The following is a 20164-nucleotide window of genomic DNA, read 5'->3' on the forward strand; positions in this document are numbered from 1 at the left end:
ACAGGAGGTCGAAGTGAAAGTCGCTATTGTTCACGATTGGCTGGTAGTGTCCGGCGGCGCCGAGAAAGTATTGAAGAACATCATCGAGTGCTTCCCGGATGCGGACGTCTTTTCGATTGTCGATTTTCTCGAAGACCGCGATTGCGTGAAGGGGAAGTCCGTCAACACGTCATTCATCCAGAAGATGCCGTTTGCGCGAAGACGATACCGCGCCTATCTACCGTTGATGCCGATTGCGATCGAGCAGGTGGATCTGTCAGGCTACGATCTCGTCATTTCGAGTTCGCACGCGGTCGCGAAAGGCGTGTTGACCGGGCCGAACCAGATGCATATCAGCTACATTCATTCGCCGATCCGCTATGCGTGGGATCTGCAACATCAGTACCTGCGTGAATCCCATCTCGACACAGGGCTGCGCTCCGCGTTGGCGCGCGTGCTGCTTCATTACATTCGAGGCTGGGATTCGCGCTCCGCGAACGGCGTCGATCATCTCGTCGCGAATTCTCAGTTCATTGCGCGGCGTATCAGAAAGGCCTATCAGCGCGAATCGACCGTGATCTATCCGCCCGTCGATCTGGTGAACATGCCTATTGGTACGGAGAAAGAGGATTTCTACGTGACGGCGTCGCGGATGGTGCCTTATAAGCGTATCGATCTGATCGTTCAGGCCTTTTCGCAAACGCCTGAACGCAAGCTGGTCGTGATCGGCGACGGTCCCGAGATGAAGAAGATCAAAGCGGTGGCCGGCGACAACGTCCAGATTCTCGGGCATCAGCCGTCCGATGTGCTGGTCGATCATTTGCGGCGCGCGCGCGCGTTCGTGTTCGCGGCGGAAGAAGACTTCGGCATTTCGGTGGTCGAAGCGCAGGCATGCGGCACGCCGGTGATCGCCTTCGGCCGCGGTGGCGCGCTCGAATCGGTGGTGGGATTGCCGCTCGAGCGACCCACCGGGGTTTTCTTCGGTGAGCAAAGCACCGCGTCGTTGCTTGATGCCGTTACCCGGTTCGAGAGCAACGCAGCCCTATTCGACGCACGCGTGTGCCGCAAGAATGCCGAGCGGTTTTCGTCGGAGAACTTCAAGAAGGCCCTGATGGGCTTCGTCGACGCGCGGCTCCCGTATGCGTGCGTCGAACAGTTTCTTCCCTATGCGCCGAGTCAGTCGCTGCCGGCCGAAGAACGTCATCTTGCCGACGTTACGCCCTGAGTCGGGCGCTGGGGCACGGGCTGTGCAGCTCGCGTGCCCACGTTGCCCGCCTTGCGCGCTGCGCGCGGGCCGGGCCTGAATGCGGTGGCCGCCAGCGGACGCGCGGCTAGCAGCAGCGAGATCACCAGAGAAAGAATCAATACATTCGACGGCGAAACGAGCCGATGCTCGGTTGCCGACATCACCAGCAGGCAAACCGACGAAATCTCCACGAAGCGGAACGCCGCGAACTGGCGGCCGCCCTCGACCAACGCGGCATACGCCGCCCCCTGCCTGCTCCACTCGATCAGTCTCCAGAAGAACGCGAGGATCAGCGTCAAGCCCACTACGCCGAGCTCGGCGAGGATATTCAGATACGAGTTGTGAGCGTGCGAGTCGCTGTGCTCGATCACTATGTCGGACGGCACCGCGAACAGATGGAAGTACGAGGTGAGGCTGCCGATGTGGTCGTCGAAGGAGCCGAAGCCGAGACCGACGAGCGGGCTTTGCACGAAATACGCGAGCGCTCGCGGCCACAACCACTCGTAGCGAATGTCGAGGTTGTTGACCTTGGCGTCATTGGCGTGAATCGCGAACGTATAGCCCATGTAGTCGACGTTCGGCTGGGTATGGTAGATCGCGACGGCGACCGAGGCTAGCAGCAGCACGGCTATCAGCGTGCCGAGAATCCAGCGCTTGCGGCCAAAGTACAGATAGGGCAGAACGGCCGCCGCGCCAAGCAGCGAGCCGCGGCTGTAGGTCGAAAACAGCATCAGCACATTGCAGGCGAGCAGCGCGATCAGCAGCTTGCTGCGTTTTTGCAGGTAGCACGCTACGCCGAGACAGAACAGCATTGCCAGGAAGCCGCCGGCTGCGTTGCGCGCAATGAAGTAGCTGCCGAAACTGTCGGCCGGATTAACGAAGATGCTGAACAGCCCGTTCGTGGCGATGTAGTAGACGTACATCGGCAGATTGACGACGACCGCGAAAATGAACAGCGCACGCAGTACCTTGTGCAGATCCCAGCGGTGCGCATACACGAAACCGGCAAAAATGGGCGCATAGGAAATGAAAAAATTGCCGTCGCGCCGATAAAAGTCGAACTCGAGGAACGACCGCGGATCATAGAGCAGCGTCGAGACCGTCGCGAGCACCGTGAAAGCGGTCAGCGGCGCGATGAATGCGGGATAACTGCGGCCGTAAAAGCGCCATGCCAGCAATAGCAACGGGACAAAGCCGATCGCACTGATGGGCACGAAATTCGTGACCGTCAGGAAAAGTGCGACTAGCGAAATATAGGCCATTGCAACTCCAGAAAAACGAATGGCGCGCCGGTTGGGGTTGTGCCCATGCGCTGGATGATGGCGAGATTGGAACAGCGGAAAACTCACAGTGTGGGCCGCGCGGGGATGAATGCCACGGGACGTTCATTAAACGGTAGCACGTGTCGCTGCTTATTTCCAATCGTGCGCCCTGCAATAGAAGTGCAAGCTCGTTCGCAAGCTTGTTAAATCAAGTCCGCGAGCACCGCCAAAACTTCCGCGCTTCGCGCCAGATGGGCTGCGTCGCAATGCGGTCTCACTATGATGAATTCATCGGGGCACGATGTCGACTAGATCCGATGCAGGTCGTTTGCCGCATTCGATCTTTTGTTTCAATCGTTTTCCGGTCGTCGTTGTCGAGCAGACCATTGCGATTCGGCCAGTCAGTTTCCGTCCTTCCCGATCGAGCCGGATTCGCTGTAGGCGCATGCATCTTTCACTGCGAACTGAACTACTGGTCTGGTCCGTTTGACGCGCACGCCCTGTCATAAATCACATCAGACGGTATTTGCGTGGATCGCGGCACACCGCGTTATGCGGTGTCCTCGAGGGAAACGCGTTCCCGAGCCGGTTTCAATGCGAAGGAGTGAGCGATGGGCAAGGTTACCGCGGCAGCAGCCGCAGCGGATGTCGAAACGATACGACAGGATTCTGCCGAGGCGGAGTTGCCGACGCTCGTGCAGGTGATTCTCGCCGGTGGTTCCGGCACCCGGTTGTGGCCGGTGTCGCGCGAACAGTTTCCAAAACAACTGATCGACGTGATCGGCAATCAGACCTTGCTGCAAGCAACCATGGGGCGCATGGCGGGTTTTGATGGCGCATGGAACGTCGCGGCCGATCCCGTGATCGTCTGCGGAACCGATCATTATTTCGCCACTTACGAACAGGCGCGCGAGATCGGCGTGAACGCTCGGATCGTGGTCGAACCCGCGCGTCGCGATACGGCGCCGGCATTGACGCTTGCCGCGTTGACGGCATGCGCGGAAGACGAAGACGCCATTCTGGTCGCAATGCCCGCCGACCATGCGATCGCGAATCTCGAAGCGCTTCACCACGCGCTGGACATCGCCGCGAGGCATGCGCGCGACGGCGCGATCGTCACGCTAGGCGTACCGCCCGAACGGCCCGACAGGGGCTTCGGTTATATCCGGCTCGGCGACGCGTTGCCAGACGGCGCGCGCCGCATCGAGCGCTTCGTCGAGAAGCCCGCGACGGAACTCGCGGCCCAGTACGTCGCGTCGGGCAATTACTGGTGGAATAGCGGCATCTTCGTGGTGCGAGCGTCGGTTTGGCTCTCCATCATCGAGCAGTTTCAGCCGGACATGCACGCGGCCTGCGTTCAGGCATACCGCGACGCGAAGAAGACTGAAGAATGCATCATGCCGGACGCCGAGGGGTTCCTGGGTTCGCCGTCCGACTCGATCGACTATGCGGTGATGGAACAGCTTGGCAATCCGGAGTCGGCGTTTTCCGGCGTCGTGGTGCCGCTCGAAGCAGGCTGGTCCGATCTCGGCTCTTGGGATGCCGTATGGCAAGCGATGGAGAAGGACGACTGCGGTAACGCGGCCAGCGGCCGCGTGCTGTTCGAAGGGGCCACCGCGACCTACGCACGCTCGCAAGGAGGCAGGCTTCTCGCCTGCGTCGGCACCAGCAACATGATCGTGATCGAAACCGACGACGCGGTGCTCGTCGCGGATCGCTCGCATGTGCAGGACATCAAGGGACTCGTGTCGCGGATCAGGGCCGAGAAGTCGCCGGAGGCCGATGCGCACAGAAAAGTGCGTCGCCCGTGGGGCTTTTACGACTCGATCGATCATGGCGAGCGCTTTCAGGTGAAGCGCATCGTCGTGATGCCCGGCGGCCGTCTGTCGTTGCAGATGCATCATCATCGCGCCGAGCATTGGGTCGTGGTGTGTGGAACCGCACACGTCACGCGCGGGCAAGAGCAGTATCTTCTTGGCGAAAACGAATCGACCTATATCCCGTTGGGTGTTCGCCATCGGCTCGAAAATCCGGGCCGCGTGCCGCTGCAGATCATCGAGGTGCAGTCGGGTACTTATCTCGGCGAAGACGACATCGTTCGTTTCGACGACAAGTACGGGCGTTGTGGCTGATGCGACGGAGTCGACGTGCTACGTCCTATGAGGGGGCTGTGATGCGATTGCTGACTGGTCTACTGGCGAGAGCGTTCGACGTCGCGATGATCGTGGCTGGGGCATTTGCGGCCTCCCAGATCCGCTTCGACGGCGGCTCGCAACGGAGCTTTTATTTCGCCTTCGTCGCTTTTGCCGCGGCGTTCGCTCTCGCGGTCTTTCCGGCGCTCGGCGTCTACCAATCGTGGCGTGGCCGCTCGAAGAGAGTGCTGGCGAGCCAGGTGGCGCTCGGCTGGCTCGTCGTGCAGGCCTGCGCGATGGTGCTGATGTTCTCGCTGCACCGGATCGATTTCGTGTCGCGACTCTGGTTCGTGTACTGGACCGGCATTTCGGGCGCGGCAATGATGGCCGGCCGGCTGGTCACGCATGCGTTGCTTGGGCGCATGCGTCATGCGGGGATGAACTTGCAGCAGGTCGCGGTGGCGGCGTGCGGCGAACATTGCGACGAGATCATCCATAAGATCGAGACGTCGCCCGCGGCCGGCTTTCGCGCGAATGCGCTGTATAACCTGCACCCCGGCTGTTGCATTCCGCCGCGCTCGTCGGTGCAGGTCTTCGAAGAACAGGGTGCGTTCGCTCGCTACGTGCGCGAACAGCAGATCGGCGAAGTGTGGCTGGCGCTGCCGCTCACCGAGGAGCGCGCGATTCTCAAGCTGGTGGCGGAGTTTCGCAACGACCTGATCAATGTGCGCTTCATGCCCGATGTGCGCTCGCTTGCGCTGTTCGAAGGCAGCATGACCGAGTTGCTCGGCTTGCCGACGATCAATCTTGCCGCGTCGCCGCTGCCGCCGAAGGCGTTGGTGCAAAAAGACCTGTTCGATCGTCTGTTCGCGCTCGTCGCGTTGATCGCGATCTCGCCGATACTGCTGGGCTGCGCGATCGCCGTCAAACTGAGTTCGCGCGGGCCGGTGTTCTTCACGCAGCGTCGCAAAGGCGCCGACGGCCGCGTATTTACGATCTACAAGTTCCGCACGATGCGCCTGCACGAGCAGAAGCCGGGCATTCTCGAACAGGCCACGCGCGACGATCCACGCATCACGACCGTCGGCGCGTTCCTGCGCCGCACGAGTCTCGACGAACTACCGCAGTTCTTCAATGTGCTGCGCGGCGATATGTCGGTGGTGGGGCCGCGCCCGCATGCGCTCGAACACGACGATCTCTATCAGAACATCGTATCGGGCTATATCCACCGTTATCGGATCAAACCCGGCATTACCGGCTGGGCGCAGATCAACGGCTATCGCGGCGAAACCGATCGTCTGGAAAAGATGGAGGGCCGCGTCGCACACGATCTGTACTACCTGCGCAACTGGTCGTTCTGGCTCGACATGAAGATCATTCTGGCCACGATTTTCAAGGGGCTTCATCATCCAAACGCGTACTGAGCATGATGCTATCCGGAGTTGAAAACATAGTAAGACGATCTGCGAAGCGGGTCTCGCTTTACCGCTTTCACCACGATCACGACTTGCAGGCGAGAAAAATATTGGAGCGACTCGAAAGCAGGTATGGCAAGACCGATCCGAACAAACTGCGGCTCGCGGACACCTATGCGCGAGACGTGTTCGGCGACCCGGTCTACGCACCCTGGCTGCGCGTTTATACCGCGTTTTGCGGCACCTTCAAGGAAGGCTGGATTCCGGACAACTACTACGGCATCGTCGTCGTGCCGCAAATGCAAGGCTGGTACGGCAAGATTTCGAGCCTCAAGCCGATTTCACGGCTGATCTTCGACGGCGACGAATTGCCGGACGTCGCGTACTTTGCCAATGGGCTGTTCTTTACCGACAAAGGCGTCGTGGTGCCTGAGCGTGATCTGACAGACGTCGTGTTCGAGCATACCGAACGCGTCGTATTCAAGCTCGACGGTTCCGGACAGGGCAACGGTGTCTACTTCTTCGACCGTGCCAACTTCGACCCCGCGGTCATCAGGTCGCTCGGCAATGGCGTGATTCAGACGTTCATCAACCAGCACAGTCTGTTCGCTACGTTTGCTGCGAAGCCGGTGGCGACATTGCGCTTCACGACCGTGGTGGACGAGGCCGGTCGCATTTCCATTCGGGCCTGCTACTTGCGACTCGGCAGAGCGGACGATACGCATGTGCTGAGCGATCGCGAGATATGCGTGCCGGTCGAACTCGAAACGGGCGAACTGTGCGACGAGGGGTATATGAGCGACTGGGCCGCGGTGGACGCGCATCCAGACTCGGGCGCGCGCTTTGCGGGCCTGAAGATTCCATGTTTCGAGAAATGCGTGGCCACCGTGCTACGCCTGCACAGGAAGATTCCGTTTGCGCGCTGCATCGGCTGGGATCTCGCGGTCGACGCGAACGGCCAGGTCAAGGTGATGGAGTGGAACGGCAAGCACAACGACGTCAAATTCAGCGAGGCGACGCAAGGCCCGTGCTTCGCTGATCTGAACTGGGAACGGCTGAGGGCCGAACCTGAGTTTGCACGGCTGTCACTGGGCTGATCGGGCAGGCCAAAAAAACGTAGTAGGAGACGCGACGTGAGCGAACAGTTATGGTGCGTCCATATCGAAGGACTGAACGACTTCATTGCCGTCGATTCGGAGGAATCGGCGCGGTACGAGGCGTCGCAGATCAATGCGTATATCGATCGCGCCGACAGAAGCTCGCGCGCCGCCCGCTTGCGCGCGGTGGTGGTCGAATGGCCGTATGGCGCGGACGCTCACGCAAGAGCGCTCGATGACGACTGGCACGATCTGCAATGTATGCCACACAGACAGCAGGCCGTCGCGCGGTCCGGCGGCCCGTTGTCGAATCTCGCGCGACGCGTTAGAGAACTGCTGAGCATCGCGCGCACGGGGAAGGACGATGCGTGAAGCGCGGCTACGGCAAACCGCGTTATGCGGGCAGTGGCACGTCCTCGATCAGATCAGCCGAGAGGCTTCCCAACCGACGACTGACACCGGCGGGCGCGGCAGCGCTTCTCGCTGGCACTGACCGGCGTCGATCACTGGCGGAGAAGGCGGCTCAATGCCGTCTTTTCTTGTTGAGCGGCGATACCGGAAAGATGGACCCGAAAATCAGATACCCGCAACGATCGTGAATATCTGTAAAAACGGTTTTATCTCAGATTAAAGTCATTGACTGTGATTCGTTTTAGATGGTTAATTCGTCGGGTGTGTTCTGGAAAACCAGCAGAGGTCAAATGGAGCAACAGAAACAGGAAGACGCCGGGGGCAAGGAAGAATGCCAGCTTTGCCGCGTGACATATTCAATATATTCAAACTTCCCGCCAATGCCGTCAGCCATGGCTCTGAACGTCGAAACCGGCGAATGGTTTCCGCTGGATAGGCTTCGGTCGTATTCAAACGGCTACGATATGGCCGAAGCCCTCGGTTACGCATGGGCGTGCGATTGCCGCGGACGCAAGGCAGCGCTAGAGCCAGCGTCGAAGCGTTTCACTCACGACGAGCAATACACGCTCAAAGATCGCGACGGCAAACCGCTCGCTAATGTGCGTTACCGGATCGTTCTTGACGGTGAGCGGGTGAAATCGGGAACTACGAGTGCGCAAGGGAAAACCGAGCGTATCGCGACCATTTTTGAATCGAGCTTGAGGTTTTATATTGCAGAGGCAATCAGGGATGAATGATTTTGATGATCGGAATAAATACGGGTTCAAGACCGACGAAAATGAAGAATGGTTCGAGGTACACACTAGGGCTATTACGAATACAAACCCCGGTTCAATGGTCCATGTAACAATCAATACAGACAAGATTTGCCCGAAAATGTCAAACAAAGTTTTTCGCGACATGGTTCTGAAGTGCCGGGATCGTGCTGTTGGTTACGTTGAGACTCGCCTGGAGGATTTGGCACGCTGGTCAGCATCAGATCAGGACCGCGTACGAGCATGGTTTGGCTGTTGCGACGAGTCAGCAAGAAACCGGCTTGCGAATGGTTTAACATCAATTGTTCGCGTGTTGCGAGGGTTAACCGGTGACAATTTCGTCCGATGGGAACCTGATACGTCGAGATACGTGGGATGCGTACCAAACCCCGTAAGATCTGGCGTGGTCGCTGAAGTATGCGCGCCAGACACCAAAACACACACGATCGCTATACACTTGGATTTTTGTTCAATGCGTGACTTCTCTTGGGACAAGGATTCAATTGTTTCTACGCTCATTCATGAGGCGAGTCACTTTCAAGACACTATGGGAACCAAAGATTGGAAGTACTTCATGAACGAGTGCCTTTCGTGGGGAGGAACGAATCCCGAACAAGCAATCGATAACGCTGACAGCATCGCCGGATACGTTATCTACAATGCGTAAACTTTACGTCATCATTTCGGCTCTGATATCGGGACATGTTTTTGCGTGTATGCCTGGCGAGAATTTCGATATCTACTTTCCACCGAATAGTGCCGTTATCCCCGCCGATGAGGTTTTAAGGCTTGCTAACTGGGTAGTCGATAAAAATATTGCATATGCGAATCACAAAACCAGGGAAACAACGCTAGTAAGTGGGCATGCTGAGGAACGCGAACAGAACGCAATCCAATTGGCCCAAGCTCGCCTGATAGCGGGTAAAGCGGTGCTGGATCAATTTGGCTTCTTGCGTGGAACGGTAAAGACCAGTTCGCGCGTCTATTCGAAGAACGATGTCGAAAACGGCCGGCGTGTTGAAATATCGTTTGAGCCCGATTGTCCTAACAAGTGTTGTACGGGTCAATAGCGCTTACATCCAATGTGCGTGAAGTTGTGATTGAGTCGATCCGCCGCGTGCGGTCGACGCCGCCGCGTGCCGAGCAGTTCGTCGAGCGAGCGGATCTGCTGGCTCAGCGCGGGCTGCGCGGTATGCATCGGCTTCGCGGCGCGGCTGAAGTTGAGTACCTCCGCGAGAATGACGAAGCACTGTAGAACCCCGAGGTTCATGCTGGGCAAGAGCGAGCACAACCAGCGCGGGGTGCGAGGCAACAGAGGAGGAACCCGCCGTGGTGGTAGCGGGTCCGGGATCATTGTTTCGGCGGGAGCGGCGCGAAATGATCCCCGTCACGATGATTGGTGACGACGTAGCCATCTCGCTTGCGTATCTTCAGGAAGAACAGCACCGGTGCGGTAGCCGGATCGCCACCGCATTCGGGGGTGTGTTTCTCATGAACCCCGACGATGAAATAGCGCTTCTCATCGGATACGTCGAACCTCAGGCATTGGGTGCGGTTGGAGGATAGATGGTGGCTCTGGGTAACTTTCGCTGCCCGGTCCGCTGCCTGATCCGCTGTGGCGGTCGTCTGCCCCGATGCCATTGCGTGCACGCTGGCGAGAAGCGGAGCGAAGGTCACCAATCGTGTCCTCAAGGTTTTGTCTGTTCTACCGGACGTCATATTGATCGAGATGGCGTGAGCGAATGATGCTGATCAGTTTTGGCCGTACTGCGGGTCGGTCGCATGGAGCCCCAAATCTATACCTGACCGACACCGCTCGGCTATGGGCGAAGGATGAAAGCGATAACCCCCAGTGATCGCTGTATCCAAACAATTCATTGGTCAACTATCACCCGGCTTCTGATAATGTGCGCACAAAACAATCCATAGCGGACGCCAACGTCGGAGCATCGGCGCGGGCTCACGCGACAATCCGGAGGAGACGATGCTGCGACCCAAGGTCAGCCGGGCGGTTCTCGCACTCATGTGCGCGATGTCGTTCATCTTGTATCTCGATCGCGTCAACCTGTCGGCGGCGGCCGGGCTGATCCGCGACGATCTGCATCTGAGCAATACCAACGTCGGCCTCGTGTTCGCCGCGTTCGCATACACGTACGCGCTGTGCCAGGTGATCGGCGGCTGGGTCAGCGACCGCTTCGGCGCGAAGCTCACGCTCGTGACCTGCGCAAGCATCTGGATCATCGCGACGGTCGCGACCGGTCTCGCGGGCGGGCTCGCGTCGCTGTTCGGCGCGCGGCTTTTGCTCGGCATCGGCGAAGGCGCGGCGCTGCCCGCGCAGGCGCGGGCGCTGACCAACTGGTTCCCGTCGAACCGGCGCGGCTTCGTGCAAGGCCTCACGCATTCGTTCTCGCGGCTCGGCAATGCGATTACGCCGCCGCTGATCGCGCTGCTGGTCGCGTATTCGTCGTGGCGGGTGTCGTTTCTCGCGGTAGGCGCGCTGACGTTCGTGTGGGTCGTGGTCTACGCATGGTATTTCACCGACGATCCGCGCCAGCATCGCCATATGACCGCGAAGCAGGAAGCGCAATTGCCGCCGGTCCGTCAATCCGCGGTCGAAGCGACGCGCGAGCCCACGCCGTGGCGGCGTCTGCTCAAACGCATCGCACCAACGATGCTCGTCTACTTCTGCTACGGCTGGACCGGCTGGCTGTTCTTCACCTGGCTGCCCACGTTCTTCATGCACGGTCGCGGCCTCGATCTGAAAAGCTCGGCGATGTTCTCCGCGGGCGTGTTTCTGTCCGGCGTGGTCGGCAATACCGCGGGCGGCGTGCTCAGCGACCGCGTGTTGAAGCGTACGCGCAACGTCGTCGCGGCGCGCCGCAACGTGATCATCTGCGCGTTTCTCGGCGCTTTGGTGTTCCTCGCGCCGGTGATGGTCGTGAAGTCGCTGCCGGTCATGGCAGCGTGCATGAGCCTGTCGTTCTTCTTCCTCGAAATGACGATCGGGCCGATCTGGGCCGTGCCGATGGACATCTGCCCGCAGCACGTCGGTGTCGCGAGCGGGCTCGTGAATGCGGGCTCGGCGGTTGCGGGGATTTTCACGCCGATCGTGTTCGGCCTGATCGTGGACCGCACGGGTAGCTGGACGCTGCCGTTCGCGGGCTCGCTCGGACTGCTCGCGCTCGGCATCGTCGCGACCTTCTTCATGCGGCCGGATATTCCGCTCGACGCGGCTCGCGCTCACCCGGATCTCGCGGACATCAATGCGGGCGGCGAATTGCGCTTCGCAGAAAACCTCACGCCGCGCGAATCGAATCGATGACCAGTTGCATCGCCGGCGTGATGCGCCGGTTTCTGCGCAGAATCAGCCCATACGGTGCGAGCCGGCCGCGTAGCGGCGTCGCGATCGCGGCGATCGCATCGAGCGCGACGTAGTACTGCGCGACCGAACTCGGCAGCACGGCGAGCATGTCCGAGTCGCGCAGCAACGACAGCGTGGTCAGAATCGACGACGTCTCGACCGTGCTCACCGGCGGCGCAACGCGCGACTCGCGAAACGTTTGATCGATGACCTGGCGCATCGGGCTCGGATGCGGCTGGATGATCCACGGATAGCGCGCGAGGTCCGCGAGCTTCGGCCGCGTGCCCGTTTGTTTGCCTGTTTTCACGGCCGGATGATCGGGCCGCACGACGATCGACAGCGCCTCTTCCGCCAACGTCTCGAAGCTCAGATCGAGCGCCGGAAAGCCATCGGGAATCCGGCCAATCACGATATCGAGCTGATCCTGTTGCAGCGACTGCACGAGCACGTCGCTGGTGTCGATCGTGACCGCCATCTGCAGGCGCGGGTGCGCTTCCTTCAGCTTGACGATCGTGTGCGTCAGCAATTCGGGCGACGGCGCCATCACCGCGCCGATGCGCACCTTGCCGATGTCGCCGGCCTCGATGCCGGCCAACTGCTCGCGCAGCTCGTCGAGATCCTGGAACACGACGCGCGCATAGCGCATCACGGCCTCGCCGAAGATCGTCGGCTCCATGCCCCGCGCATGGCGTACGAACAGCGATACGCCGAGCGTGTCCTCCAGTTCCTGCAAGGCCTTGGTCGCGGCGGGCTGGGTCATCGCGAGATCGTCGGCGGCACGCCGCAGCGATTCCGTTTCCGACAGCGCGACCATCAGTTGCAGATGACGCAGGCGCAAGCGTTTGCGAATGGTGGAGGCGGGCGGGATCATGAGCGATAACTTTAGCGAATCGGCCGATTCGAATTATTCAGTGGTCAGTTATCGGATAGTTTCGCACACTAGCGGTTATCGCAGGACGGCAATCGCAACGCCGTTCGCGTTGACAAGACAAAACCGGAGACGACGCATGACGATGACCGCGAGCCCCGCGCTCGACAGCGCGATTACCAAAGCGCGCACGAGGCTGCTGCCTTTTCTGATCCTGATGTACGTACTGGCGTTCATCGACCGCGCGAACGTCGGCTTCGCGAAGAACGTGCTGCAGGCCGACACGGGCTTGAGCGACGCGGCGTTCGCGTTCGGCGCCGGCATTTTCTTCGTCGGCTATGCGGTGTTCGAAGTACCGAGCAACCTGCTGATGTACCGCTTCGGCGCGCGCATCTGGATGAGCCGCATCATGGTCACGTGGGGCATCGTGTCCGCGTGCACCGCCTTCGTCGACAGCGCCACGAGCTTCTATGTGCTGCGCACGCTGCTCGGCATCGCCGAAGCCGGTTTCTTTCCCGGCATGATCCTGTTCCTGTCGAACTGGTTTCCCGCGAAAACGCGCTCGCAGACGATGGGCATGTTCTATTTCGGCTTCCCGCTCGCGCTCCTGCTCGGCAGCCCGATCTCGGGTCTGCTGCTCGATGCGGGCAATCCGTTCGGCATGCATCCGTGGCAATTGCTGTTTGTGGTCGAAGGGCTGGCGGCGTCGGTGGTGGGTGTCGTCGCTTACTTCTATCTGACCGACCGGCCCGTGCAGGCGCACTGGCTCGATGCCGAAGAGCGTGACGCGCTCGATCACGCGTTGCGCCAGGAAGACCGCCAGAAGCTCGCGCATGGTCCGGCTTCGGTGCTCGCGGCGCTGCGCGATTCGCGCGTACTGTTCTGCGGCCTGATCTACTTCGCGGTGCAGATGAGCGTGTATGGCGTCGTGTTCTATCTGCCAACCCGCATCGCCGGGCTCGCAAGCGGCGGCCATGTCGGCGTCGAGGTCGGAATGCTGACAGCGATTCCGTGGATCGCCGCGATCATCGGCACGTTCTGGGTGACGCGCTACGCCGATCGCCACGGTCATCACCGTATCTGGGCCGCGGCGATGCTCGCGCTCGCGGCGTTCGGCATTGCTGCGTCGGCGATGACGTCGTCGGTCACGCTTGCGATTGCCGCCTTCTGTTTCGCCGCCATCGGTTTCGTCTGCGTGCAGCCATTGTTCTGGACGCTGCCCACCGGTTACCTGGGCGGCGCCGCGGCCGCGGGCGGCATCGCGTTGATCAATTCGATCGGCAATCTGGGCGGCTTCGTCGCGCCGAATCTGAAGGGGCTGGCCGAGCGCGCGATCGGCTCTTCGCAGGCGGGTATGTTCTCGCTCGCGGTGGTCGGACTGATCGGCGCATTGCTGCTGCTGACGTTCCGCTTCGCCCCTGCCGCCTCCCATTCCGTCTCTCATCACAGCGGCCCGCTCGGCGAACGCCCGGGCCACTGACCCTCTGATTCTCTGAAGGAAATCGTCGAACATGAAAATCAAGCATATCCGAACGCGTGTTTTCGAGTGGAAAGGCAAAGTCGTGCCGCCGCAAGCGCATTTCTGCACGAACGCGGTCGATATTCTGTACGAGCGTGGCGATGCGATGGGGTCGTTCCGCTTTCACGGCTGGCTCGTCGTCGAAGTCGAATGCGACGACGGCACCGTGGGCATCGGCAATTGCGCGCTCGCGCCGCGCATCGCGAAGCAGATCATCGACGAATACCTCGCGCCGATCGCGATCGGCGAAGACCCGTTCGATAACGAATACATCTGGCAGAAGATGTATCGCCGCACGCTCGCGTGGGGCCGCAAAGGCATCGGCATGGCGGCGATCTCCGCGATCGATATCGCGCTGTGGGACATCATGGGCAAGGCCGTGAAAAAGCCGGTGTTCAAGCTGCTCGGCGGGCGCACGAAAGAAAAGATCTGGTGCTATGCATCGAAGCTTTACAACAACGATGATCGCGACGCTTTCCTCGGCGAAGCGGAAAGCTATCTGGACAGCGGCTTCACCGCGATGAAGATGCGCTTCGGCTACGGTCCGAAAGACGGCCCGAAAGGCATGGCGAAGAACATCGAACAGGTGCGTCTGTTGCGTGAACTGGTCGGCGACGAAGTCGACATCATGCTCGAATGCTATATGGGCTGGACGCTCGAATACGCGCGCAGAATGCTGCCGCGCCTCGCCGAATTCAATCCACGCTGGATCGAGGAGCCGGTGATCGGCGACGACGTCGAAGGCTATCAGGAGTTGAAGAAGATGAACCTGATGCCGGTGTCGGGTGGCGAGCATGAGTTCACGAGCTATGGCTTCAAGGATCTGCTCGAACGCCGCGCGATCGACGTGATCCAGTACGACACGAATCGCGTGGGCGGGATCACGGCGGCGCGCAAGATCAACGCGATGGCCGAAGCGTGGTCGGTGCCGGTGATTCCGCATGCGGGACAGATGCACAACTATCATCTGACGATGTCGAGCACCGCGAGCCCGATGTCGGAGTTCTTCCCGGTGTTCGATGTCGAAGTTGGCAACGAATTGTTCTACTACATCTTCGAAGGCGAGCCGCAGCCGGAAAATGGCTATCTGCAACTGTCGGACGACGTGCCGGGTCTTGGCATCAAGTTGAGCGACAAGTATCTTGCCGACTTCAACATCGTCGAATGAGTGGACCGATCCGAGGAGAGCATATGAAGCCACGCATCGCAGTCCTTCTTGGCGACCCCGCCGGTATCGGTCCCGAGCTGATCGCGCGCCTGTTCGCGCAGCGGGCGAACCGCGCGCGCGCGGAGCTGCTGATCATCGGCGACCGGCGCGAGCTCGAAACCGGCATGAAGATCGCGCAGCAGCGCTTCGATTACGACGTGGTCGAAGATGCGCATGCCGCGTTTCAACGCGAGGGCGTGCCGTCGCTGATCGATTTCCGTCTGCCCGGCGATCAAGCTTTCGAGCGTGCGGTGGCGACCGAACACGGCGGCCGCTATAGTCTCGCCGCGTTCAGGCACGCGCTCGCGCTGACGCAAAGCAACGTCACCCAAGGCATGCTGTTCGCGCCGGTCAACAAGACCTCGCTGCATCTGGCCGGCATGGAAACCGGCGACGAGATGGAGTGGTTCGCGAAGCAGCTCGGCTACACGGGCAGCTTCTGCGAGTTCAACGTGCTCGACGAGCTATGGACTTCGCGCGTGACCTCGCATATGGCGTTGAAGGACGTCAGCGCGAAGTTGTCGGAGGAGCGCATCGTCGGCGCGGTGCGGCTGATTCACGAAGGCCTGAAGCGAGCCGGCCATCCGCAGCCGCGTATCGCGGTATGCGGTTTCAATCCGCACAACGGCGACAACGGCGCGTTCGGCCGCGAGGAGATCGACGTGATCGCGCCGGCCGTCGCGGCCGCGCGCGAGCTCGGCTACGACGCGCAGGGACCGTTTCCCGCCGACACGATCTTCGTGCGCGCGCGCGACCAGAAGGCCTTCGACGGCGTCGTCACGATGTACCACGATCAAGGCCAGATCGCGATGAAGCTGATGGGTTTCTGGCGCGGCGTAACCGTGCACGGCGGCTTGCCGATTCCGATCGCGACGCCCGCGCACGGCACCGCGTTCGACATCCACGGCCAGGGCAAGGCCGACGTCGGCGCGACGCAGAAGGCATTCGACATCGTCACGCGGATGGCGACCGAGCGCGTGAACTAACGCGTCAGCGTTTCCTGCGCGGCCCGGTCGAGGCGCGCACCACGAGCTCGGGCGGTGGCCCGAGCACCATCGACGGCTGCCGCTCCGGCGTCTGGATCAAACGGATCAGGCTCTTGATCGACAACTCCGCGACGGCCGCAGTTTGAATCGCGACCGTGGTCAGCGCGGGATGCACCTGATGCGCGAGCTGAATGTCGGTGATGCCGATCACCGACACGTCGTCGGGCACCGAGCGGCCGAGCGTGATCAACGCCTGGATCGCGCCGATCGCGAGCAGGTCGTTGGTCGCGAAGATCGCGCTCAGTTGCGGGCGGTTCGCCATCAGTTCCATGCAGGCGGCGAAGCCGGCGTCGATCGAGTCGCGAATCTGCAGCACGGCGGCCGCATCGGCTTCGATGCCGGCCATGCGCATCGCGGCGCGAAAGCCGTTCGAGCGCGCGTCCTGCAAACCGCCGCAGCCGTCGCCGATCAGCAAGCCGATCTCGCGATGGCCGAGTCCTAGCAGATGCCCCGCGGCCAGCTCGCCGGCACGCGCGAAGTCGACTGCGATGCACGGTAGCTCGGGCGGCGACTCGGGGTGCTCCCACATGGCGAGCAGAATCGGCGCGCTATGCGTCGCAGACGCGCACAGGTCGTTGATCGTGATGTCCGTGTTCATCACGAGCACGCCGTCGGCGAGCGTGCCGGCGATCTGGTTCAGATATGCGCGGCCGATTTCGGCATCGTCGTCGGTATTGCAGACCATCAGGAAGTGGCCGGTCTTGCGCGCCGCGCGCTCGGCGGCGAGCACGAACTCCGGGTAAAACGGGTTCGAGATATTCGACAGCATGAGCGCAAGCGTCGACGAACGGCCTTCGGCGAGCGCGCGCGCATTCAGGTTCGGCCGGTAGCCGAGTTCGGCGATCGCCTGCAGCACGCGCTCAGCCGTTTCGGGGCGGACTTTCTCGCGATTGCGCAGCACGTTGGAGACCGTGGCGGCGGTAACCTGCGCGCGTTTCGCGACTTCGGACAACGTGACCATGTCGGGTTATCCCATATTTAGGGAGGTCAATTCAAATGTTGCAAACGGCCTGCGACATTGCTAACTTTCTCGAAAATGTAACGGAGACACCCACCATGACTTTATCCGTCGAACTCGAATTTAAGCGATTAAATGCAGTCGGCACAAGGCTAGGGCGTTTTATTTCGGCCAAAATTTAAGCGGTTAAATCAAGGCGGAGACAGCATGGCGACGATTCGTTTGAGGGATGTGCAAAAGGCCTACGGCGACCATCCGCCGGTGATCCGGCGCGTGAATCTCGAGATCGCGCAGCATGAATTCTGCGTGTTTCTCGGCCCCTCGGGCTGCGGCAAGTCGACCTTATTACGGATGATCGCCGGTCTCGAAGACCTCAGCGAAGGCGAGCTGCATATCGGTGGCCGCCTCGTCAACGACGTGCCGGCCGCCGAGCGCATCCGCGTCCATGTTCCGCCCGCTGCCTGTCATCTGTTCGACGAACAGGGACTCGCGCTGCGGCGTAGCACGTTCGAGCCGGAACGCGCGGCCGCCTGAACGATCGTCGACGGCGGACCTGCTTGAACGGTTCGTCAGACTGAATTCCGCCATAGAGCGGGTTACATCGCCGGCCACGCTGCGTCGCCGGTCAACAAGGTAGACAAGGAGACATAGATGATTGCTCTTCGCCTTCGCCGTTTCGCACAGGTGTCGATCGCCGCCGCCGTGATGGCCGGCGGGCTCGGCAGCGCCGCGGTCGACGCGGCCACGCTGAACGTCAACGTATCGGCGCGCGGTAATCAGCGCTCGACCTGGCAGGATGCGTTCGACCAGTTCAAGAAAGCCAATCCCGACATCGACCTGAAAATCACCTACGTGACCGAGGAAGCCTACAAGGTGCAGATGGGCGGCTGGCTCGCCACCGATCCACCCGACGTCGTCTCGTGGCACGACGGCGAGCGGATGGCTTATTACGCGCAACGTGGTCTGCTCGAAGATCTGAGCTCGGACTGGGCGAAGAACGGCTGGTCGCAGCAGTATGCGTCGGTCAAGGACGCGTCGACTTACAAGGGCAAGCAGTATGCGGCACCGCTCGGCTATGACGCGTACGGCTTCTTCTATCGCAAGGATCTGTTCGAGAAGGCCGGCATCAGGAGCGAGCCGAAAACGTGGGACCAACTGCTCGAAGCCAACAGGAAGCTGAAGGCGATCGGCGTCGCGCCGATCGCGGTGGCCGCACGCGACAGCTGGACGCTGGCCGCCTGGTTCGACTATCTCGATCTGCGCATCAACGGCAACGAGTTCCATCAGAAGCTGATGGCCGGCGAAATTCCGTACACCGATCCGCGCGTGAAGAAGGTCTACACGACGTGGAAGACGCTGCTCGACAATCACGACTTTATCGACAATGCGCTGTCGTACGACGTCGATTCGATCGGCCCGATCCTCAACAACGGCAAAGCCGCGATGATGCTGATGGGCACGTTCTTCTCGGCGAGCTTCGCGCCGTCGATCAAGGACCAGATCGGCTTCTTCCGCTTTCCGGTGCTCGACGCGAACGTGCCGATGGCCGAGGACGGCCCCGTCAACGTGCTGCTGATTCCGGCGAAGGCGAAGAACAAGGCCGACGCGCGCAAGCTACTCGCGTTCATGGAGACGCCGAAGATCAACGCCGAACTCGCGAAGGGCTGGGGACAGTTGCCGTCGAACAGCCAGGCGGCGGCGCCTGAGGACGCGATCTCGAAGGTCGGCTTCCAGACGCTCGCGAACACGAAGGGCGGCATCGCGCAGTTCTACGATCGCGATATGCAGAAGGAAATGGCCGACGAAGGCATGAAGGCCATGCAGCAGTTCTACAGCGATCCGTCGCAACTCGACAGCGTGCTCGCTCATCTCGAAGCGACGCGCAAGCGCATCTACCAGAAGTAAGTCCCGCCGCGCCGGCCGCCTGAGCGCGGCCGGCTTGCGGGTCCCCTTGCGGGTCCCAATTCCGCCTTCGATTTCCGACGAGGCCGTTCCATGTCACATACAGCAGCGCGCCGCCTGCCCGCGGCGCGGCACCGTCGCGTCTCGACGACGCGCCGTCATCAGCATCGCGCCGCGTTTTTCTTTCTGCTGCCGGGCTGCGCGTTGTTCGCGCTGTGCGTGATCTATCCGATCATCAGCAGCATTTCGCTGAGCTTCTACCACTGGGACGGCATGACGCCGAAGACCTTCGCCGGTCTCGCCAATTACGTCGAGCTGTTTCAGTCCGATACGTTCTATACGGCGCTGAAGAACAACCTGATCTGGCTCGCGCTGTTTCTGCTCGCGCCGCCTCTCGGTCTGCTGTTCGCGCTGTATCTGAACCAGCAGGTGCGCGGCATGCGCGTCGTGAAGTCGCTGTTTTTCGCGCCGTTCGTGCTGTCGGGCGTCGTGGTCGGCCTCGTATTCAGCTGGTTCTACGATCCGACGTTCGGGCTGCTGCGGCTGATCGTCGGCCGTGGCATTCCGGTGCTCGGCGATCCGCATACGGTCACGTTCGGCATCATCTTCGCCGCGCTGTGGCCGCAGGCGCCGTTCTGCATGATCCTGTATCTGACCGGGCTCACCGGCATCAATCCCGAGGTGGTCGAGGCCGCGCGCATGGAAGGCGCGCAAGGGCTGCGACTGCTGTGGCACGTGATCCTGCCGCAATTGCGGCCCGCCACCTTCATGGCGGTGGTGCTGACCGTGATCGGCGCACTGCGCAGCTTCGATCTGATCGCGGTGATGAGTGGCGGCGGTCCGTTCGACAGTTCCACCGTGCTCGCCTATTTCATGTACGACCAGGCGATCAAGTACTACCGCGAAGGCTATTCCGCCGCGATTGCGGTCGTGCTGTTCGCGATCATGCTCGTCTATATCGTGTTCCATCTGCGCCGCATGTTGCGCGAGGAACGGTGATTCTCTG

At 60.9% G+C, this 20164-nt stretch carries 18 protein-coding genes and 2 pseudogenes; 15 read left to right on the top strand and 5 right to left on the bottom strand.

Annotation, left to right across the window (positions count from 1 at the left end; all coding sequences use genetic code 11):
- Positions 1–13: 13 nt before the first annotated feature.
- Positions 14–1204: a glycosyltransferase family 4 protein gene (locus tag HWY30_RS12485; protein WP_090810422.1), complete on the top strand. Its 1191-nt coding sequence runs from the start codon at positions 14–16 to the stop codon at positions 1202–1204.
- Here the strand turns inward: HWY30_RS12485 and HWY30_RS12490 are convergent.
- A complete protein-coding gene (locus HWY30_RS12490; RefSeq protein ID WP_090809180.1) occupies positions 1180–2487 on the bottom strand; it encodes an O-antigen ligase family protein in 1308 nt (435 codons plus the stop codon). The genes HWY30_RS12485 and HWY30_RS12490 overlap by 25 nt on opposite strands.
- 611 nt (positions 2488–3098) lie before the next feature.
- Between HWY30_RS12490 and HWY30_RS12495 the strand changes: the two genes are divergently transcribed.
- From HWY30_RS12495 to HWY30_RS12525, 7 genes are all read left to right on the top strand, one after another.
- Complete coding sequence (locus HWY30_RS12495; protein ID WP_090809182.1) at positions 3099–4619, top strand: mannose-1-phosphate guanylyltransferase/mannose-6-phosphate isomerase; 1521 nt, start codon at positions 3099–3101, stop codon at positions 4617–4619.
- A 41-nt stretch (positions 4620–4660) separates the two neighbouring features.
- Positions 4661–6043: an undecaprenyl-phosphate glucose phosphotransferase gene (locus HWY30_RS12500; RefSeq protein WP_090809184.1), complete on the top strand. Its 1383-nt coding sequence runs from the start codon at positions 4661–4663 to the stop codon at positions 6041–6043.
- A gap of 2 nt (positions 6044–6045) precedes the next feature.
- Positions 6046–7131: a sugar-transfer associated ATP-grasp domain-containing protein gene (locus tag HWY30_RS12505; protein WP_090809186.1), complete on the top strand. Its 1086-nt coding sequence runs from the start codon at positions 6046–6048 to the stop codon at positions 7129–7131.
- 36 nt (positions 7132–7167) lie between these two features.
- On the top strand, positions 7168–7503 hold the full coding sequence (locus tag HWY30_RS12510) for a hypothetical protein (RefSeq protein WP_090809188.1): 336 nt from the start codon (positions 7168–7170) through the stop codon (positions 7501–7503).
- A 329-nt stretch (positions 7504–7832) separates the two neighbouring features.
- The gene (locus tag HWY30_RS12515) at positions 7833–8279 is read left to right on the top strand and encodes a hypothetical protein (RefSeq protein WP_090809190.1); all 447 of its coding nucleotides are present in this window, start codon (positions 7833–7835) and stop codon (positions 8277–8279) included.
- On the top strand, positions 8272–8964 hold the full coding sequence (locus HWY30_RS12520; protein ID WP_090809192.1) for a M35 family metalloendopeptidase: 693 nt from the start codon (positions 8272–8274) through the stop codon (positions 8962–8964). The genes HWY30_RS12515 and HWY30_RS12520 overlap by 8 nt, the downstream gene beginning before the upstream one ends.
- Positions 8957–9367 (top strand): OmpA family protein, encoded by a 411-nt coding sequence (locus HWY30_RS12525; protein ID WP_090809195.1) that lies wholly within the window; start codon positions 8957–8959, stop codon positions 9365–9367. The genes HWY30_RS12520 and HWY30_RS12525 overlap by 8 nt, the downstream gene beginning before the upstream one ends.
- A gap of 26 nt (positions 9368–9393) precedes the next feature.
- Here HWY30_RS12525 and HWY30_RS12530 read toward each other — a convergent pair.
- A pseudogene (locus tag HWY30_RS12530) lies at positions 9394–9567 on the bottom strand (LysR family transcriptional regulator); the annotation flags it as partial.
- A gap of 80 nt (positions 9568–9647) precedes the next feature.
- Positions 9648–9974: a hypothetical protein gene (locus tag HWY30_RS12535; protein ID WP_143037256.1), complete on the bottom strand. Its 327-nt coding sequence runs from the start codon at positions 9972–9974 to the stop codon at positions 9648–9650.
- A gap of 307 nt (positions 9975–10281) precedes the next feature.
- Here HWY30_RS12535 and HWY30_RS12540 point away from each other — a divergent pair, with 307 nt between their 5' ends.
- A complete protein-coding gene (locus HWY30_RS12540) occupies positions 10282–11619 on the top strand; it encodes an MFS transporter (RefSeq protein ID WP_090809199.1) in 1338 nt (445 codons plus the stop codon).
- Here HWY30_RS12540 and HWY30_RS12545 read toward each other — a convergent pair.
- Positions 11594–12529: a LysR family transcriptional regulator gene (locus HWY30_RS12545; protein ID WP_090809201.1), complete on the bottom strand. Its 936-nt coding sequence runs from the start codon at positions 12527–12529 to the stop codon at positions 11594–11596. The genes HWY30_RS12540 and HWY30_RS12545 overlap by 26 nt on opposite strands.
- 136 nt (positions 12530–12665) lie before the next feature.
- Here HWY30_RS12545 and HWY30_RS12550 point away from each other — a divergent pair, with 136 nt between their 5' ends.
- From HWY30_RS12550 to HWY30_RS12560, 3 genes are read left to right on the top strand one after another with little or no spacing between them, the layout of a single operon-like run.
- Positions 12666–14006, top strand: a complete 1341-nt coding sequence (locus tag HWY30_RS12550) for an MFS transporter (protein ID WP_090809203.1) — start codon at positions 12666–12668, stop codon at positions 14004–14006.
- Positions 14007–14037: 31 nt separating this feature from the next.
- Positions 14038–15213, top strand: coding sequence for an L-rhamnonate dehydratase (locus HWY30_RS12555; RefSeq protein ID WP_090809205.1), 1176 nt, complete (start codon positions 14038–14040; stop codon positions 15211–15213).
- Between the two features lie 23 nt (positions 15214–15236).
- A complete protein-coding gene (locus HWY30_RS12560) occupies positions 15237–16238 on the top strand; it encodes a 4-hydroxythreonine-4-phosphate dehydrogenase PdxA (protein ID WP_090809207.1) in 1002 nt (333 codons plus the stop codon).
- A gap of 4 nt (positions 16239–16242) precedes the next feature.
- On the opposite strand, the gene HWY30_RS12565 is transcribed toward HWY30_RS12560, so the two are convergent.
- Positions 16243–17259: a LacI family DNA-binding transcriptional regulator gene (locus tag HWY30_RS12565; protein WP_090809209.1), complete on the bottom strand. Its 1017-nt coding sequence runs from the start codon at positions 17257–17259 to the stop codon at positions 16243–16245.
- Positions 17260–17463: 204 nt separating this feature from the next.
- Here HWY30_RS12565 and HWY30_RS12570 point away from each other — a divergent pair.
- The 3 genes and pseudogenes from HWY30_RS12570 to HWY30_RS12580 form a co-directional block, all read left to right on the top strand.
- Positions 17464–17691: pseudogene (locus HWY30_RS12570) on the top strand (ATP-binding cassette domain-containing protein); the annotation flags it as partial.
- A 270-nt stretch (positions 17692–17961) separates the two neighbouring features.
- Complete coding sequence (locus HWY30_RS12575; protein ID WP_244144891.1) at positions 17962–19161, top strand: ABC transporter substrate-binding protein; 1200 nt, start codon at positions 17962–17964, stop codon at positions 19159–19161.
- Positions 19162–19251: 90 nt separating this feature from the next.
- The gene (locus HWY30_RS12580) at positions 19252–20157 is read left to right on the top strand and encodes a carbohydrate ABC transporter permease (protein ID WP_090809213.1); all 906 of its coding nucleotides are present in this window, start codon (positions 19252–19254) and stop codon (positions 20155–20157) included.
- The last annotated feature ends 7 nt before the right edge of the window (positions 20158–20164 follow it).

The sequence above is a fragment of the Paraburkholderia tuberum STM678 genome (assembly GCF_902833905.1).
Classification (GTDB): domain Bacteria; phylum Pseudomonadota; class Gammaproteobacteria; order Burkholderiales; family Burkholderiaceae; genus Paraburkholderia; species Paraburkholderia tuberum.

Coding starts and splice junctions, on each gene's coding strand:
- HWY30_RS12490 (WP_090809180.1), bottom strand. CDS start 2,487: ATGGCCTATATTTCGCTAGTCGCACTTTTCCTGACGGTCACGAATTTC.
- HWY30_RS12495 (WP_090809182.1), top strand. CDS start 3,099: ATGGGCAAGGTTACCGCGGCAGCAGCCGCAGCGGATGTCGAAACGATA.
- HWY30_RS12500 (WP_090809184.1), top strand. CDS start 4,661: ATGCGATTGCTGACTGGTCTACTGGCGAGAGCGTTCGACGTCGCGATG.
- HWY30_RS12505 (WP_090809186.1), top strand. CDS start 6,046: ATGATGCTATCCGGAGTTGAAAACATAGTAAGACGATCTGCGAAGCGG.
- HWY30_RS12515 (WP_090809190.1), top strand. CDS start 7,833: ATGGAGCAACAGAAACAGGAAGACGCCGGGGGCAAGGAAGAATGCCAG.
- HWY30_RS12520 (WP_090809192.1), top strand. CDS start 8,272: ATGAATGATTTTGATGATCGGAATAAATACGGGTTCAAGACCGACGAA.
- HWY30_RS12525 (WP_090809195.1), top strand. CDS start 8,957: ATGCGTAAACTTTACGTCATCATTTCGGCTCTGATATCGGGACATGTT.
- HWY30_RS12540 (WP_090809199.1), top strand. CDS start 10,282: ATGCTGCGACCCAAGGTCAGCCGGGCGGTTCTCGCACTCATGTGCGCG.
- HWY30_RS12545 (WP_090809201.1), bottom strand. CDS start 12,529: ATGATCCCGCCCGCCTCCACCATTCGCAAACGCTTGCGCCTGCGTCAT.
- HWY30_RS12550 (WP_090809203.1), top strand. CDS start 12,666: ATGACGATGACCGCGAGCCCCGCGCTCGACAGCGCGATTACCAAAGCG.
- HWY30_RS12555 (WP_090809205.1), top strand. CDS start 14,038: ATGAAAATCAAGCATATCCGAACGCGTGTTTTCGAGTGGAAAGGCAAA.
- HWY30_RS12560 (WP_090809207.1), top strand. CDS start 15,237: ATGAAGCCACGCATCGCAGTCCTTCTTGGCGACCCCGCCGGTATCGGT.
- HWY30_RS12565 (WP_090809209.1), bottom strand. CDS start 17,259: ATGGTCACGTTGTCCGAAGTCGCGAAACGCGCGCAGGTTACCGCCGCC.
- HWY30_RS12575 (WP_244144891.1), top strand. CDS start 17,962: ATGGCCGGCGGGCTCGGCAGCGCCGCGGTCGACGCGGCCACGCTGAAC.
- HWY30_RS12580 (WP_090809213.1), top strand. CDS start 19,252: ATGTCACATACAGCAGCGCGCCGCCTGCCCGCGGCGCGGCACCGTCGC.